At 63.5% G+C, this 15,051-nt stretch carries 13 protein-coding genes; 10 read left to right on the top strand and 3 right to left on the bottom strand.

Features of this window, described 5'->3' with window-relative positions:
* Positions 1 to 32 precede the first annotated feature (32 nt).
* Both B0E48_RS09910 and B0E48_RS09915 read right to left on the bottom strand, forming a co-directional pair.
* Entirely contained in the window at positions 33 to 2,420 is a 2,388-nt protein-coding gene (locus B0E48_RS09910) for a 3-hydroxyacyl-CoA dehydrogenase/enoyl-CoA hydratase family protein (protein WP_077517953.1), read from the bottom strand.
* 75 nt (positions 2,421 to 2,495) lie between these two features.
* On the bottom strand, positions 2,496 to 3,122 hold the full coding sequence (locus B0E48_RS09915) for a TetR/AcrR family transcriptional regulator (protein ID WP_077518390.1): 627 nt from the start codon (positions 3,120 to 3,122) through the stop codon (positions 2,496 to 2,498).
* Between the two features lie 226 nt (positions 3,123 to 3,348).
* On the opposite strand from B0E48_RS09915, the gene ndk reads away from it, so the two are divergent.
* The 7 genes from ndk (at position 3,349) to der (ending at position 10,175) form a co-directional block, all read left to right on the top strand.
* Positions 3,349 to 3,774 carry a nucleoside-diphosphate kinase gene (gene ndk, locus B0E48_RS09920; protein WP_077517954.1) on the top strand — a complete coding sequence of 142 codons (426 nt, stop codon included), beginning with the start codon at positions 3,349 to 3,351 and terminating at the stop codon, positions 3,772 to 3,774.
* Positions 3,775 to 3,802: 28 nt separating this feature from the next.
* Positions 3,803 to 4,936, top strand: coding sequence for a 23S rRNA (adenine(2503)-C(2))-methyltransferase RlmN (rlmN, locus tag B0E48_RS09925; RefSeq protein WP_077517955.1), 1,134 nt, complete (start codon positions 3,803 to 3,805; stop codon positions 4,934 to 4,936).
* Positions 4,926 to 5,720 (top strand): type IV pilus biogenesis/stability protein PilW, encoded by a 795-nt coding sequence (gene pilW, locus B0E48_RS09930; protein ID WP_077517956.1) that lies wholly within the window; start codon positions 4,926 to 4,928, stop codon positions 5,718 to 5,720. Before rlmN ends, pilW begins: the two co-directional genes overlap by 11 nt.
* Before the next feature lie 5 nt (positions 5,721 to 5,725).
* On the top strand, positions 5,726 to 6,727 hold the full coding sequence (locus tag B0E48_RS09935; RefSeq protein WP_343124603.1) for a RodZ domain-containing protein: 1,002 nt from the start codon (positions 5,726 to 5,728) through the stop codon (positions 6,725 to 6,727).
* 150 nt (positions 6,728 to 6,877) lie between these two features.
* Complete coding sequence (locus B0E48_RS09940) at positions 6,878 to 7,528, top strand: tetratricopeptide repeat protein (protein ID WP_077517958.1); 651 nt, start codon at positions 6,878 to 6,880, stop codon at positions 7,526 to 7,528.
* Positions 7,525 to 8,736, top strand: coding sequence for an outer membrane protein assembly factor BamB (bamB, locus tag B0E48_RS09945; protein ID WP_254423918.1), 1,212 nt, complete (start codon positions 7,525 to 7,527; stop codon positions 8,734 to 8,736). The genes B0E48_RS09940 and bamB overlap by 4 nt, the downstream gene beginning before the upstream one ends.
* Before the next feature lie 35 nt (positions 8,737 to 8,771).
* Positions 8,772 to 10,175, top strand: coding sequence for a ribosome biogenesis GTPase Der (gene der / locus B0E48_RS09950; RefSeq protein WP_077517960.1), 1,404 nt, complete (start codon positions 8,772 to 8,774; stop codon positions 10,173 to 10,175).
* 22 nt (positions 10,176 to 10,197) lie between these two features.
* Here the strand turns inward: der and B0E48_RS09955 are convergent, their stop codons facing one another.
* A complete protein-coding gene (locus tag B0E48_RS09955) occupies positions 10,198 to 10,776 on the bottom strand; it encodes a GNAT family protein (protein WP_077517961.1) in 579 nt (192 codons plus the stop codon).
* Between the two features lie 69 nt (positions 10,777 to 10,845).
* Here B0E48_RS09955 and folD point away from each other — a divergent pair, with 69 nt between their 5' ends.
* From folD to guaA, 3 genes are all read left to right on the top strand, one after another.
* On the top strand, positions 10,846 to 11,715 hold the full coding sequence (gene folD, locus B0E48_RS09960; protein ID WP_077518391.1) for a bifunctional methylenetetrahydrofolate dehydrogenase/methenyltetrahydrofolate cyclohydrolase FolD: 870 nt from the start codon (positions 10,846 to 10,848) through the stop codon (positions 11,713 to 11,715).
* An 83-nt stretch (positions 11,716 to 11,798) separates the two neighbouring features.
* Positions 11,799 to 13,256, top strand: a complete 1,458-nt coding sequence (guaB, locus tag B0E48_RS09965) for an IMP dehydrogenase (RefSeq protein ID WP_077517962.1) — start codon at positions 11,799 to 11,801, stop codon at positions 13,254 to 13,256.
* A gap of 159 nt (positions 13,257 to 13,415) precedes the next feature.
* Positions 13,416 to 14,993: a glutamine-hydrolyzing GMP synthase gene (guaA, locus tag B0E48_RS09970; protein ID WP_077518392.1), complete on the top strand. Its 1,578-nt coding sequence runs from the start codon at positions 13,416 to 13,418 to the stop codon at positions 14,991 to 14,993.
* The last annotated feature ends 58 nt before the right edge of the window (positions 14,994 to 15,051 follow it).

The following is a 15,051-nucleotide window of genomic DNA, read 5'->3' on the forward strand; positions in this document are numbered from 1 at the left end:
CGCTGGGATGACGGCTTTAGAAGGCCGAGCGTTTAGTTGCGCAACGGTTTCCCGGTGGTCATGGTGTGGGCGATGCGGGCCTGGGTTTTCTCGGTCTGCGCCAGTTCCACGAAATGCTTGCGCTCCAGCGCCAGCAGCCATTCCTCATCGACCGTCGAACCACGCTCGATCACGCCGCCGCACAAGGTGTCGGCGATGCGCGTGGCGATGTCCACGTCGTGCTCGGAGGCGAAGTAGCCGGCCTGCAGGTTGGCCAGCGACGCCTTGAACGTGGCAGTGCCGACATCGCCTGCGACCGGAATCGCGCGCGCCGGCAGTGGCGGACGGTAGCCGCTTTCGGCCAGCGCGTTCGCTACCTGCTTGGCCACGTAGAGCAGCTCGTAGGCGTTGAACACCACCACGTCGCTGTCGCGCAGCAGACCGAGCTGCTTCGCTTCGAACGCGCTGGCGGAAACCTTCGCCATTGCCACGGTCTCGAACACCTTCTTCAGTTCCTCGAACGGGTCGCCCGGGTTCGCCTTGGCGGCGCGCACGGCCAGTTCATGCAGGCCACCTCCGGCCGGCAGCAGGCCGACGCCGGCCTCGACCAGGCCGATATAGCTTTCCAGTGCCGCGACGGTGCGCGCCGAATGCATCTGGAACTCGCAGCCGCCGCCGAACGCCATGCCGCGCACGGCGGATACCACCGGCACCAGCGAGTACTTGATCGCCATGCTGGTGCGCTGGAAGTTCTCCACCATCTTCTCGAAGTCAGCGATCTTGCCTTCCTTGAGCAGGCCGAGCGCACCCTTGAGATCGGCACCGGCCGAGAACGGCTCGCCGGTCTGCCAGATCACCACGGCCTTGAGCTTCTCTTCGGCCAGCTTGATCGCGTGCTGCACGCCGTCGAGCACGAAGTCGTTGACCGTGTTCATCTTGGTCTTGAACGAGAGGATGCCGACGTCATCGTCGCCCAGCGTCCACAGGCGCACGCCGTCGTTCTCCCACACGGTGGTGCCCTGGTCGAACTTCTCGCCGATCAGCGGATCGGGGAACAGCTGACGCTGGTAGACCGGGTGCTGCGAACGCGGCTTGTCGGCGTTGGCACTGGCCGAGTACGAGCCATCCTTGCCATGGACGCCTTTACGACCATCGGTGACCCACGCCGGCAGCGGTGCCTTGCTCATCGCCTTGCCGGCCGCGATGTCCTCGTTGATCCAGCCGGCGATCTGCTGCCAGCCAGCGGCCTGCCAGGTCTCGAACGGCCCGAGCTTCCAGCCGTAGCCCCAGCGGATCGCGAAATCCACATCGCGCGCGGTGTCGGCGATATCGACTAGGTGATAGGCCGTGTAGTGGAACAGGTCGCGGAAGCTGGCCCACAGGAACTGTGCCTGCGGGTCGCTCGATGCGCGCAGCTTGCCGAACTTCTCGGCCGGATCCTTGATCGCCAGGATTGCGGCGACCTCGTCAGACGGCTTCTGCTCGGAGGCGCGGTAATCCTTGGCGGCCGGGTCGAGCACCACGATGTCCTTGCCGGCCTTCTTGTAGAAGCCGGCGCCGGTCTTCTGGCCGAGCGCGCCCTGGTCGATCAGCCCCTGCAGCCACACCGGCGCCTTGAAGTACTGGTGCCACGGGTCGTCCGGCAAGGTGTCGGCCATGGTCTTGATCACATGCGCCATCGTGTCCAGGCCGACCACGTCGGCGGTGCGGTAGGTCGCACTCTTCGGGCGGCCCAGCGCCGGACCGGTCAGCGCGTCGACGGTGTCGAAGCCGAGCTTGAACTGGTCGGTGTGGTACATCGCCGCCAGCATCGAGAACACGCCGATGCGGTTGCCGATGAAGTTCGGGGTGTCCTTGGCGATCACCACGCCCTTGCCGACGGTGGTGACCAGGAAGGCTTCGAGACCTTCGATCACGGCCGGGTCGGTGAGTTTGGTCGGGATCAACTCAACCAGATGCATGTAGCGCGGCGGGTTGAAGAAATGCACGCCGGTGAAGCGGTGGCGCATCTCTTCCGGCAGCGCCTCGGCGAGGCCGTTGATAGAAAGGCCTGAGGTATTGGAGGCAAGGATCGCGGTCTTCGACAGATGCGGCGCGATCTTCTTGTACAGATCCAGCTTCCAGTCCATCCGCTCGGCGATCGCCTCGATCACCAGGTCGACGTCCTTCAGATGCGCCATGTCCTCGTCGTAGTTCGCCGGGATGATCGCGGCGGCGAGGTTTTTGTCGGCCAGCGGCGCCGGGGAAAGTTTGAGGAGATTCGCGATGGCTTTGAGCGCGATGCCGCTCTTCGGGCCTTCCTTCGCGGGCAGGTCGAACAGCACGGTCTCGACGCCGGCGTTGGTCAGGTGCGCGGCGATCTGCGCGCCCATGACGCCAGCGCCCAGCACGGCAGCCTTGCGGATGCGTAGCGCTGATTTGGTTGAGGATGCAGCGGTCATTGGCTTCTCCGATGGTGCGGACACGAAACTTGGGGGAATGGGACAGCACGACCGTTGCCGGCCGGTGACACGGAATCAGGGGTGACTCAGGCCGGCGACGGCGAAGCGGATCAGGTGCTGCGCGGTCTGTTCGCGGTGCACCTGTTCGCTGACGTCGTGCTTGCGCTGGATCATGCCGAAGCCGGACATCGCATGGGTCAGCGCGCCGGTGACCAGATCGATCCTCCAGTACAGCTCCGGCTTGCTCAGCTGCGGCAGCAGGCGGGCGAATTCGGCGGTGAACTGGCGCATCACATGGCCGTAGTTCTCGGACAGGAACTGACGCAGGCTGTCGTCGTGTTCGGCGAAGGCGCGCGCCAGTACGCGCATGAACAGCGAGCCGCTGTCGTCGTGGGAGAGCTCCAGTGCGGGGCGGATATAGGCGGCCAGCACGTCTTCCAGGGTGGTGCCGCTGGCGCCGGCGATCTTCGCCAGCGCTTCCAGCCGACGGGCGTTCAGCGCATCCAGCCGGCGCCGGAACACCTCCTCGACCAGCTTGTCCTTGGAGCCGAAGTGGTAGTTGACCGCGGCCAGGTTGACCCCGGCGGCAGCGGTCAGCTGGCGGAGCGAGGCGCCGTCGAAGCCGCGCTGGGCAAACAAAACCTCGGCGGCGCCGAGTATCCGTTCCTTGGTCGAGCCGGAGCTGTTCACGTGCAGGGGCATGCGTCGGTCATCGGGCTGGTTCAAACGATCGTTTGAGCATACGCGGAGAGCTCGATGGCCGTCAAACGATCGTTTGTTGCAAAAGGCAGGTTACTTGCGTATGAGTTAGAATCTGTCAAACTTTCGTGAGCTAAATCCGCAATCCTTGTCAGGTTTAGCTCTGTGGCCGGCTTGGGAGCCGGCACGCCCCCTTTCCCTAAATCCGTTTTTTCCGGAGCACACCCGTATGGCGCTGGAGCGCACTCTTTCCATCATCAAGCCCGACGCCGTTGCCAAGAACGTCATCGGCGAAATCTACGCCCGTTTCGAGAAGGCTGGCCTGAAGGTCATCGCTGCCAAGATGAAGCAGTTGTCGCGCCAGGAAGCCGAAGGCTTCTACGCGGTGCATCGCGAGCGTCCGTTCTTCAAGGCGCTGGTCGAATTCATGATCTCCGGTCCGGTGATGGTCACCGCGCTCGAGGGTGAGAACGCCGTGCTGGCCCATCGCGATCTGATGGGCGCCACCAATCCGAAGGAAGCCGCGCCGGGTACGATCCGCGCCGACTTCGCCGACTCCATCGATGCCAATGCCGTGCATGGTTCCGATGCGGTCGACACCGCCAAGGTGGAGATTGCTTACTTCTTCGCTGCCACGGATGTGCTGTCGCGCTGAGCGATTTATTTGTTGTGAGGCATGAGTTGTGAACAAGGTTGTTGTGAATCCACCTGTCAAGGTCAACCTGCTCGACTTCGATCGCCAGGGCCTGCGTGATTTCTTCACGCAGATCGGCGAGAAGCCCTATCGCGCCGAGCAGGTGATGAAGTGGATCTATCACGACCTGGAAGACAACTTCGAAAACATGACCGACGTGGGCAAGGCGCTGCGCGCCAAGCTCACCGAGGTCTGCTATATCGGCGCACCGAAGACACTGCTGGACAAGGCCGCCAATGACGGCACCCACAAGTGGCTGCTGGGCATGGACAGCGGCAACGCGATCGAGACGGTGTACATCCCTGAGCCGACCCGCGGCACCTTGTGCGTGTCCTCGCAGATCGGTTGCGCGCTGAACTGCAGCTTCTGCTCCACCGGCGCGCAGGGTTTCAACCGCAATCTGTCCACCGCCGAGATCATCGGCCAGGTGTGGGTGGCGGCGAAGTACCTGGGCAACGTTACCCACCAGAACCGTCGCATCACCAACGTGGTGATGATGGGCATGGGCGAGCCGCTGGCGAATTTCGAGAATGTGGTGCGCGCGATGCGCCTGATGCGCGACGACCTGGGCTTCGGCCTGGCGGCCAAACGCGTCACGCTGTCCACCGCTGGCATGGTTCCGCTGATCGACCAACTGTCGGATGCGATCGACGTGTCGCTGGCGGTCTCGCTGCACGCGGCCAACGACGAGCTGCGCACCGAGCTGGTGCCGATCAACAAGCGCTATCCGATCGCCGAGCTGCTGGCTGCCTGCCAGCGCTGGGTCGCGCGCAAGCCGCGCACCTCGATCACCTTCGAATACACCTTGATGAAGGGTGTCAACGACCAGCCCGAACACGCACGTCAGCTGATCAAGCTGATGCGCAAGCTGCCGACCTGCAAGGTCAACCTGATTCCGTTCAACCCATTTCCCGGTACCCGCTACGAGCGCTCGAACGCGAACGACATCCGCGACTTCCAGACGCAGCTGTTGAATGCCGGTGTGCTGACCATGTTGCGGCGTACCCGTGGTGACGATATCGATGCTGCCTGCGGCCAGCTGGCCGGGCAGGTGACTGATCGCACTCGCCGCAGCGCCGATATCCGCAAACGGCAGGACGAGGGCGTTATCCATGCGATTTGAGCGTGCACTGGTCTTCTGTCTGCTGTTACCCCTGATGGCGGGATGTATCACCACGCGTACCGACAGCAATGCGCTCGGCAAGAACATTCCGCAGACCAGCAAGGACCAGAAGGCGGTGGATGCGGCACGCATCCATACCGAACTCGGTCAGCGCTACCTGAACAGCGGCGATCTGCAGACGGCGCTGGATAAATTGAATACCGCGCTCAAGTTCGACCCCACCTATGCACCGGCACACACCGTGATCGCGGTGGTGTACGAGAAGATCAACAACCTTCCCGAAGCCGAAGTGCATTACCGCAAGGCGGTCGAGCTGCAGCCGACCAAGGGCGATCCGAACAACAATCTGGGCGTGTTCCTGTGCCATACCGGCAAGGTTGCCGAAGCCGACCAGTATTTCCGCAAGGCGGTGGCCGACCCGTTCTACCAGACCCCCGATGTGGCGCTGACGAATGCCGGTGTATGCCAGCTGCGCGCGAATGATGTCACCGGTGCCGAAGCAAGTTTCCGTGACGCCATCGCGCGAAATCCGCAGAATGGCGAGGCACTCTTCCAGCTCGCGAACACGCTTTACCAGCACAACGATGCGTTCCGCGCCCGCGCTTTCATCCAGCGTTTCGACGCGCTGGGCAATCCAACGGCGTCGTCGCTCAAGCTTGGTTACGATATCGAATCCCATTTGGGCAACCCGGACGGTGCCCAGACCTACAACAAACGATTGCAGGCCCAGTTCCCGGATTCGGAGCAGGCGCATGCGCTCACCTCTACTACTGCCAGCCCATGACCTCCATGCAGCCAACCCCGCCTGAACAGGGTTCGAGCGAGCCCGACCTGTTCGGCATCAACCTGCCGAACCTGGATGCCCCATCGGTGGATACCCATGCCGGTAGTTTCGGCAGTCGGCTGCGTGCGGCACGTGAAGCCCGCGGGCTGGACATCGAGACGTGCGCGCACGCGCTGAAGCTGCCGGCCCGCGTGTTGCGGCAGCTCGAGCAGGGCACCTGCGACGGTATCGATTCGAAGGTCTACCTGGCCAGCTACATCGGCAAGTACGGTCGCCACCTTGGCATCAACGAGGCATCGATCCAGGTCGAGATGGACCGCATCAAGCAGGTCGAGCCGACCCTGGTGGCGACCGGCGGCATCTCGCATTCGCGTTTCCTGCTGGATCGCTATGCGACCGCGGCCACCTATGTCGTGCTGACAGCGGTGATTGTGGTGCCGATGATCTGGCTCGGTGTGCGCGGTACGCTCGACCGTGACCTGACCCATCTGGCGCCGCTGGATGCCGCTCCGGTGGCACAGCAGGATGCACCGGCCGCGACCGGCAGCACGGCGCTTGCAGATCTGACGCATGGCACCACGACCGCGGCACTTCCGAAGGTGGCTGCGGCACCGGTGCCGGCGCCGGCGCAGGATCAGCCGCTAATGGCTTCGATGGCGCCATTTCCGAATATGGACAACAACAGCCTGCCGGCGACACCTGCTACGGTCACGCCTGCGGTCGATGCCGGAACCGGCAGCCACAGCCTGGGCCTGAATCTGAGTGCGGCCAGCTGGGTCGAAGTGGTCGATGCCGGCGGTGCACGGCTGGAATACGGCCTGTTGCCGGCAGGCAGCAACAAGACCTATCACAGCGACCAGCCGCTGGATGTGCGTATCGGCAACGCCAGCGGTGCGCAGGTCAGCATCGATGGACAAGCGGTGGGGCTGGATGATTTCCAGCATGCCAACGTGGCACGTTTTCGCGTGCAGGTGCAGGACGGCAAGGCCTCCGCTGCCAGCCTCTGATTGCCTCCCCGACCGCTGCGGGCAATCCATTTCGGTTATGCTTGTCCATTGTCCGTTCGGGTACTGAACGGGCGCGATCAGCTTTTCCCTTTTTCTTGCCCTGGCCTATGCACGCGCCTGCGGGTGCGCGGCCTTCTGGATGGTAATTGCATGGCATTTGAAGAATACGACAAGTACGAACAAAGCGAACTGGTTCAGAAGTGGCTGCGCGAGAATGGCCTGTCGATCGTCGTCGGCGTCGTGATCGGCCTTGTCGGCATTTTTGGCTGGCAGCACTGGCGCAATCACCAGGCACAACACGAAGGCGAAGCCGCGCAGCTGTATCAGCAGGTGCAGTTGGCCATGGCGTCCGGCAAAGCGGACCTTGCCTCGCAGCTCACCGACCGGTTGATGACGGATTACCCCAAGTCGCCGAACGCCGTATTCGCCGTCAGCGATCGGGCTCGACAGCAGGTGCAGGACAAGCAGCTGGACAAGGCCGAAACTTCGCTGGAGTGGGCCGAGAGTCACGCCGGCGCCCCGGGTTTGAAGTCGCTGATCCAGCTGCGCATGGCGCAGGTGGAACTGGCACGTGACAACGGTGCAGCAGCATTGGCCACGCTCGATCGCATTCCCGCCAACGACTATCAGGGCCTCGCGCAGGAACTCCGTGGCGATGTGCTGGTCAAGCTTGGGCGTTCAGACGATGCGCGCAAGGCTTATCAAGCAGCCTTGTCGGCGCTGGGCGAGGATGCACCGCAACGCGGTGCCTTGCAGATGAAACTCGATGATTTGGCCGTGGCCGGGAAGCAGGGTGCATGAAACCTGAAATGATGAAACGCGTCTTGCTGATCTCTCTGACTTCACTGGTGGCGCTTGCCGGCTGCCATTCGTTCAAGAAGGAAAACGTCGAACCACCGACGCCGCTGGCCAAGGACTTCAAGCCCACGGTGCAGGTCACCAAGCTGTGGAGCACCAGCGTGGGTGACGGTTCCGGCAAGAGTGGCGTGCGCCTGCGCCCGACGGTGGTAGATGGTGTGCTCTACGCCAACAGCACGGACGGCAAGCTGGCCGCGTTCGATGCCACCAGCGGCAAGACCTTGTGGTCGAAAAGCACACGCACCCACGGCTGGTTCGGCTGGGGTGACAAGAAGCGCCAGGACGCCGCCTATGCCGGCGGCCCCGCCGTCGATGGTGACCTGCTGGCGGTCGGTACGCTGGGCGGTCACGTGTATGGCGTGAATGCGAAAGATGGCACCCCGCGCTGGGATGCCGAACTGGATTCTGAAGTACTTGCGTTGCCGGTGATTTCTGGCGATCTGGTAGTGGCGCGCACGCAGGACGGCCGCATCTACGGTCTGGATCGCACGGATGGCAAGCGCCGCTGGGTCTATGATCAGGGCAGCGTGCCGCTGCTGAGCTTGCGTGGCAACGGTGGGCTGCTGGCCGCCAATGGCGTGGTGTTCTTCGGCAGTGATGACGGCAAGCTGGTTGCACTGCGCCAGGATAACGGCGCCAAGCTGTGGGAACAGAAGCTGGCCAGCGGCGCCGGCCGTACCGACATCGATCGGCTGGATGACGCCGACGGCTCGATCCTGCTCGAAGGCAGCACGCTGTATGCCGCGGCCTATCACGGCAACCTTCTGGCGGTGGACGGTCCCAGTGGCCGGCCGCTGTGGGGACACCCGTTCTCCACCTTCGACTCGCTGGCTCTCGCCGGCAACGCGGTGTATGGCGTCAATGACGAGTCGCAGGTGTGGGCGTTCGACAAGAGCAGCGGCGCCGACCTCTGGAAAAATACCGCGCTGATGCACCGCTGGGTCACCGGCCCGGCCGTGCAGGGCGACTACGTCGTGGTCGGCGATCTGGATGGCTACGTACACTGGCTGCAGGTCGGTGACGGCGCACTGGCCGCGCGCCAGCGATTGTCCAAGAAGGCGATCCGCGCCCAGCCGCTGGTCGTGGGCGACACTGTCTACGTCGAAGACGTGAAGGGCCGCATCGGCGCTTACCGTCTCTCGGCCCATTGATCGCTTAAGTCGATCGCAAGGAATAAAGCTTTCCCATGTTGCCCGTCGTCGCCCTGGTCGGTCGTCCCAATGTCGGTAAATCGACCCTCTTCAACGTACTGACGCGCAGCCGTGACGCCCTGGTGGCCGATATGCCGGGGGTCACCCGCGATCGTCACTACGGCGTCTGCCGCACGGGCGAGCGCCCGTTCGTGGTGGTCGACACCGGCGGTCTGTCCGGTGTCGAGGAGGCAATGGATGTCCTGACTGCGAAGCAGGTGCGTCTGGCGATCGAAGAAGCGAACGTGCTGGTGTTCGTGGTCGATGCGCGCGAAGGCCTGCTGCCGCAGGACTACATCATCCTCAACGAGCTGCGCCGCAGCGGCAAGACCATCATCGCAGCGGTCAACAAGACCGACGGGCTGGAAGAAGAAGCCGTGCTGGCGGAGTTCTCTGCCTTCGGCGTCGGCAAGATCCTGCCGCTATCCGCCGCACACAACCGCGGCACGGGCGACCTGATCGCGATGGTTCTGCCATTGCTGCCGGCCGACGAGGAAAGCACGACCGAGGCGGAAGGCGAGGACGGCAGCATTCGCGTAGCCATCGTCGGACGTCCGAATGCCGGCAAGTCGACTCTGATCAATCGCCTGCTCGGCGAGGAACGGCTGATCGTCTCCGACGTCGCCGGCACTACCCGTGATCCGATCCGCGTACCGCTGGAGCGCGACGGCAAGCGTTACACCCTGATCGACACCGCTGGCATCCGCCGCAAGGCACGCGTCGAGGAAGCCGTGGAGAAATTCAGCGTCATCAAGACGCTGCAGTCGATCGCCGCGGCCCAGGTTGTGGTGGTGATGATCGATGCCCGCGAGAATCTGGCCGACCAGGATCTGACCCTGATCGGTTACGCGATGGACGAGGGTCGGGCACTCGTGATCGCGATCAACAAGTGGGATGGCCTGGACCAGTATCAGCGTGATGAGTGTGCGCGCGCGCTGGACCGCCGACTGGTGTTTGTCGACTGGGCCAAGCAGGTACACATCTCCGCACTGCACGGCTCCGGTTTGCGCGAACTGATGCGCGCCGTTGTACGTGCACATGCGTCGGCGACCAAGGTGCTGGTATCTTCCGATCTCACCAAGACGCTGGAAAAGGCTTACGAGAGCTACCAGCCACCACTTGTGCATGGCCACTCGCCGAAGCTGCGCTTCGCACATCCGGGCGGCAATAATCCGCCGACCATCGTGATCCACGGCACCCGCACGAAGCACATTGCGCCGGCGTATCAGCGCTACCTGGAAAACTTCTTCCGCAAGCGCTACAAGCTGGAAGGCACACCGGTTCGGATTGCCTTCCGCGAAGGCGAGAACCCGTATGCGGGACGCAAGAAGGTGTTGACCAAGGAGCAGGAGCAGAAGGCTCGGCGCCGGGTCAGCGATCTGATCAAGCGCACGCGCTGATTCTTCGACACGTTCGTCCCGGCTACCGCGCAGACGGCAACAGGTCCGCCGGAGTCAATCCATATACCGCAGCGTCATGGGCCAGTCCGTTCGCCCACAGGCGTTGTCGCGCGATTGCTTCGAAGCGCGCACCGGTCTTTTCGGCGGTGCGCCGGCTTGCATGGTTGTCGGGCATGGCAACGATCTCGATGCGGATCAATCCCAGTTGTTCAAAGCCGAACCGCGCAACCAGTGCGGCGGCGCGTGCGGCAATGCCTTCGCCGTGACGTGACTGGCGCACCCAGTAGCCAAGATTGGCACCGCGATGTGGACGGTTGCGCTGGTTGAGTCCGGCACCGCCGAGCAGCTCGCCGGTTCGCAGGTCGAAGATCGGGAACGCAAAGTGCTCGCCGCGCGACCAGCCGTCTTGACAATGGCTTATCCATCGGCGTGCCTCGTCCAGGTCGTAACCGGCATGGCACCAAGGCAGCCAGCGCCCCACGCTGGCTACTGACGAACGCACGGCATCGAACAGGTCCTCAGCATCCTGCGTCTGCCACGGGCGTAGTTGCAGAGGTTCCTCGACAAGTTTCAACGCTGGCAGCGTGGGCTCGCTAGACATCCGGCATCCCTTCGTTTGTATGCATGTCGGTCAGTCGCGATAATGGGCAACTTCCAGTCAGGCATCAACATGAGCGCACGTATCCTCGACGGCAAACGCATCGCCCAGGACTTGCTGGAACGCCTGCGTCTGCGCGTCGCCGAGCGGGTCGCACATGGACTGGCCGCGCCGGGGCTGGCCGTGGTGCTGGTGGGCGATGATGCGGCTTCCTCGGTCTACGTGCGCAACAAGCGCAAGGCCTGCCATCAGGTCGGGTTCCGCTCGTTCGATTACGACCTGCCATCAGACACCAGCCAGGCAGAACTGTTCGCCCTGATCGATCGCCTCAATGCGGACCCGGCCGTGCATGGCATTCTGGTGCAGTCGCCGCTGCCGGAACATATCGACGAGGACGCGCTGGTCGACCGCATCGACCCCGACAAGGATGTGGATGGCTTCCAGGCAGTCAACGTGGGTCGCCTCGCGCTGCGCCGCTTCGGTCTGCGCCCGTGCACACCGCGTGGCGTGATGACCTTGCTCGGCCATACCGATCGCCCCGTGCGCGGCCAGCATGCCGTGGTGGTCGGCGTGTCCAATCACGTCGGTCGCCCGCTGGTGCTGGAATTGATGATCGCCGGTTGCACCACCACCAGCTGCCATCGCTTCACCCGTGATCTGGAAAGCTTCGTGCGCCAGGCCGATATCCTGGTCGTGGCGGTCGGCAAGCCGGGGCTGGTCAAGGGCGAGTGGATCAAGCCGGGAGCGGTGGTGATCGACGTGGGCATCAACCGTCTCGACGATGGGCGGCTGGTCGGTGACGTGGATTTCGATGCGGCTGCAGCGCAAGCGAGCTGGATCACGCCGGTACCCGGCGGCGTCGGCCCGATGACCGTGGCTACGCTGATGGAAAACACGCTGGAAGCCGCGGACGCACGCGCCACGACGCACAAGCTCGCCTGATCCGCGGGCTGCATTCAGCTCTACATCTGGCGAGCCTCACGACAGGGCGCGTATAATTCCCTCTTTGCAGCGGGACTTTTCGCATGCGTATCCTCGCCGAGGCCCTGACCTACGACGACGTCTACCTTGTTCCGGGCCATTCCATCGTGCTTCCGCGCGATGTGAACACATCAACGCGGTTCACCCGCAACCTGCGCCTGAACATTCCGATCGTCTCCGCCGCCATGGACACGGTCACTGAGGCTCGCCTCGCCATCACCATGGCGCAGTGCGGCGGCATCGGCATCATCCACAAGAACATGACAGCCGAGCAGCAGGCAGCGGAAGTGCGGCTGGTGAAGAAGTTCGAGGCCGGTGTGATCCGCAGCCCGATCACCGTAGGCCCGAATACCTCGATCCGCGAAGTGCTCCGGCTGACGCATGCGCACAACATCTCCGGCGTGCCGGTGGTCGATGGCGAGCAGCTGGTCGGCATTGTCACCAGTCGCGATCTGCGTTTCGAACGCAAGCACGACGATCCGGTGCGCAACATCATGACCCGCCAGGACAAGCTGATCACGGTCAAGGAAGGTGCCAGCCAGGACGACGTGCTGCAGCTGCTGCACACGCATCGCATCGAGAAGGTGCTGGTGGTCAACGACGCGTTCCAGCTGCGCGGTCTGATCACCGTCAAGGACATCCAGAAGGCACGCGACAACCCGCATTCCGCCAAGGGTCCCAACGAGGCATTGCTGGTCGGCGCCGCGGTCGGCGTCGGTGGCGATACCGAGCAGCGCGTCGCCGCGCTGGTCGATGCCGGTGTGGATGTGCTTGTGGTGGATACCGCACATGGCCATTCGCAAGGCGTGATCGACCGCGCCGGCTGGGTCAAGAAGCACTACCCGCAGGTGCAGGTGATTGCCGGCAACATCGTTACCGGTGAAGCGGCGCGTGCGCTGCTCGATGCCGGCGTGGACGCGGTGAAGGTCGGCGTGGGTCCCGGCTCGATCTGCACCACCCGCGTGGTCGCCGGTGTCGGCGTGCCGCAGATCACCGCAATCGACATGGTCGCCACCGCGCTGAAGGACGAGATCCCGCTGATTGCCGATGGCGGTATTCGCTATTCGGGCGATATCCCGAAGGCACTCGCCGCCGGCGCATCCACCGTGATGCTCGGCTCGATGTTCGCCGGTACCGAGGAGTCGCCGGGCGAGGTCGAGCTGTTCCAGGGGCGTTCGTACAAGAGCTACCGCGGCATGGGCTCGATCGGCGCGATGCAGCTCGGTTCGAAGGATCGTTACTTCCAGGACGATGCCGATGCCGACAAGCTGGTGCCCGAAGGTATCGAAGGTCGCGTGCCGTACCGTGGTCCGCTGCGCAACATCATCCATCAGCTGATCGGCGGCCTGCGCGCCTCGATGGGTTATCTGGGAGCAGCCACCATCGATGACGTGCGTCACAAGGCACAGTTCGTCAAGGTGACTTCCGCCGGCGTTACCGAAGCGCATCCACACGATATCCAGATCACCAAGGAAGCGCCGAATTACCGGCTCAACTCGTGACTGACGCGCCGGTTGTGATTGACGCGCCGACCCTCGGGTCGGCCCGGGGGGGCCGGCGCCTTGTTTTACAGGTAGCGACCCGGGCAACCGGTGTTGCGTTGTTCCTTCAAGATCAAAGGCACCGATGTGGCCGAGTGGCCACGCGGCGAAACCGGACCGATGACCAACATCCATAGCGACAAGATCCTGATCCTCGATTTCGGCGCGCAGTACACGCAGCTGATCGCCCGTCGCATCCGCGAGCTTGGCGTGTATTGCGAAATCTGGGCCTGGGATCACGAGCCGGCCGAGATCGCCGCGTTCGGTGCGAAAGGCATCATCCTTTCGGGTGGCCCGGAATCGACCACGCTTGAAGGTGCGCCGAAAGCACCGCAGCAGGTGTTCGACTCCGGCGTGCCGATCCTAGGCATCTGCTACGGCATGCAGACGATGGCCGCCCAGCTCGGTGGCGCCACCGAGGCCGCCGATGCGCGCGAGTTCGGTCATGCCGAAGTCGACATCGTGGCGACGAGCCGTCTGTTCGAAGGCCTCAGCGACCATGCCGGCGCGCACAAGCTCGACGTCTGGATGAGCCACGGCGACCACGTCGCCAAGGCGCCGCCAGGTTTCGCGATCACTGGCACCACCGACCGCATCCCGGTCGCGGTGATGGAGAACGAGGCCCGGCGCTGGTACGGCGTGCAGTTCCACCCGGAAGTGACGCACACGAAACAGGGCGGGGCATTGCTCAAGCGCTTCATCGCCGAGATCTGCGGCTGCGCCACTTTGTGGACCGCCGCCAACATCATCGACGACCAGATCGCACGCGTGCGCGAACAGGTCGGCGACGATCATGTGCTGCTCGGTCTTTCGGGCGGCGTCGACTCCTCGGTGGTCGCCGCATTGCTGCACAAGGCGATCGGCGATCGGCTCACTTGCGTGTTCGTCGATACCGGCCTGCTGCGCTGGCAGGAAGGCGACCAGGTGATGGCCACGATGGCTGAGCACATGGGCGTCAAGGTGATTCGCGTCAACGCCGCGGATCGCTACTTCAAGGCACTCGAAGGTGTGGCCGATCCGGAAGCCAAGCGCAAGATCATCGGCGGCCTGTTCGTGGAGATCTTCGACGAGGAGTCGAGCAAGATCACTGCCGACGGCAGCAACGTGAAGTGGCTGGCGCAAGGCACCATCTACCCCGACGTGATCGAGTCGGCCGGCAGCAAGACCGGCAAGGCCCACGTCATCAAGAGCCATCACAACGTCGGCGGCCTGCCGGCGCACATGAAGCTGAAGCTGGTCGAGCCGCTGCGCGAACTGTTCAAGGACGAGGTGCGCCGCATCGGCGTGGAGCTCGGTCTGCCGCGCGCGATGGTCTACCGCCACCCGTTCCCCGGTCCGGGCCTGGGTGTGCGCATCCTGGGCGAGGTGAAACGCGAATACGCCGAACTGCTGGCCCAGGCCGATGCGATCTTCATCGACGAACTGCGCAAGGCTGATTTGTACGACAAGACCAGCCAGGCGTTCGCCGTGTTCCTGCCGGTAAAGTCGGTGGGCGTGGTCGGTGATGCGCGTGCCTACGAATGGGTGATCGCCTTGCGTGCCGTGGAGACCATCGACTTCATGACGGCGCACTGGGCGCACCTGCCGTACGAGTTTCTTGGCAAGGTATCAAACAGAATAATCAATGAGTTGCGAGGTGTTTCTCGTGTCGTTTATGACATCAGCGGCAAGCCGCCCGCCACGATCGAATGGGAATAAAAGAATCAACGACTTGCACGTGCATGAGGAAGCCGGCGAGTTGCCGGCTTTCTTGTGT

This window comes from Rhodanobacter sp. C03 (assembly GCF_002001175.1).
Lineage (GTDB): Bacteria > Pseudomonadota > Gammaproteobacteria > Xanthomonadales > Rhodanobacteraceae > Rhodanobacter.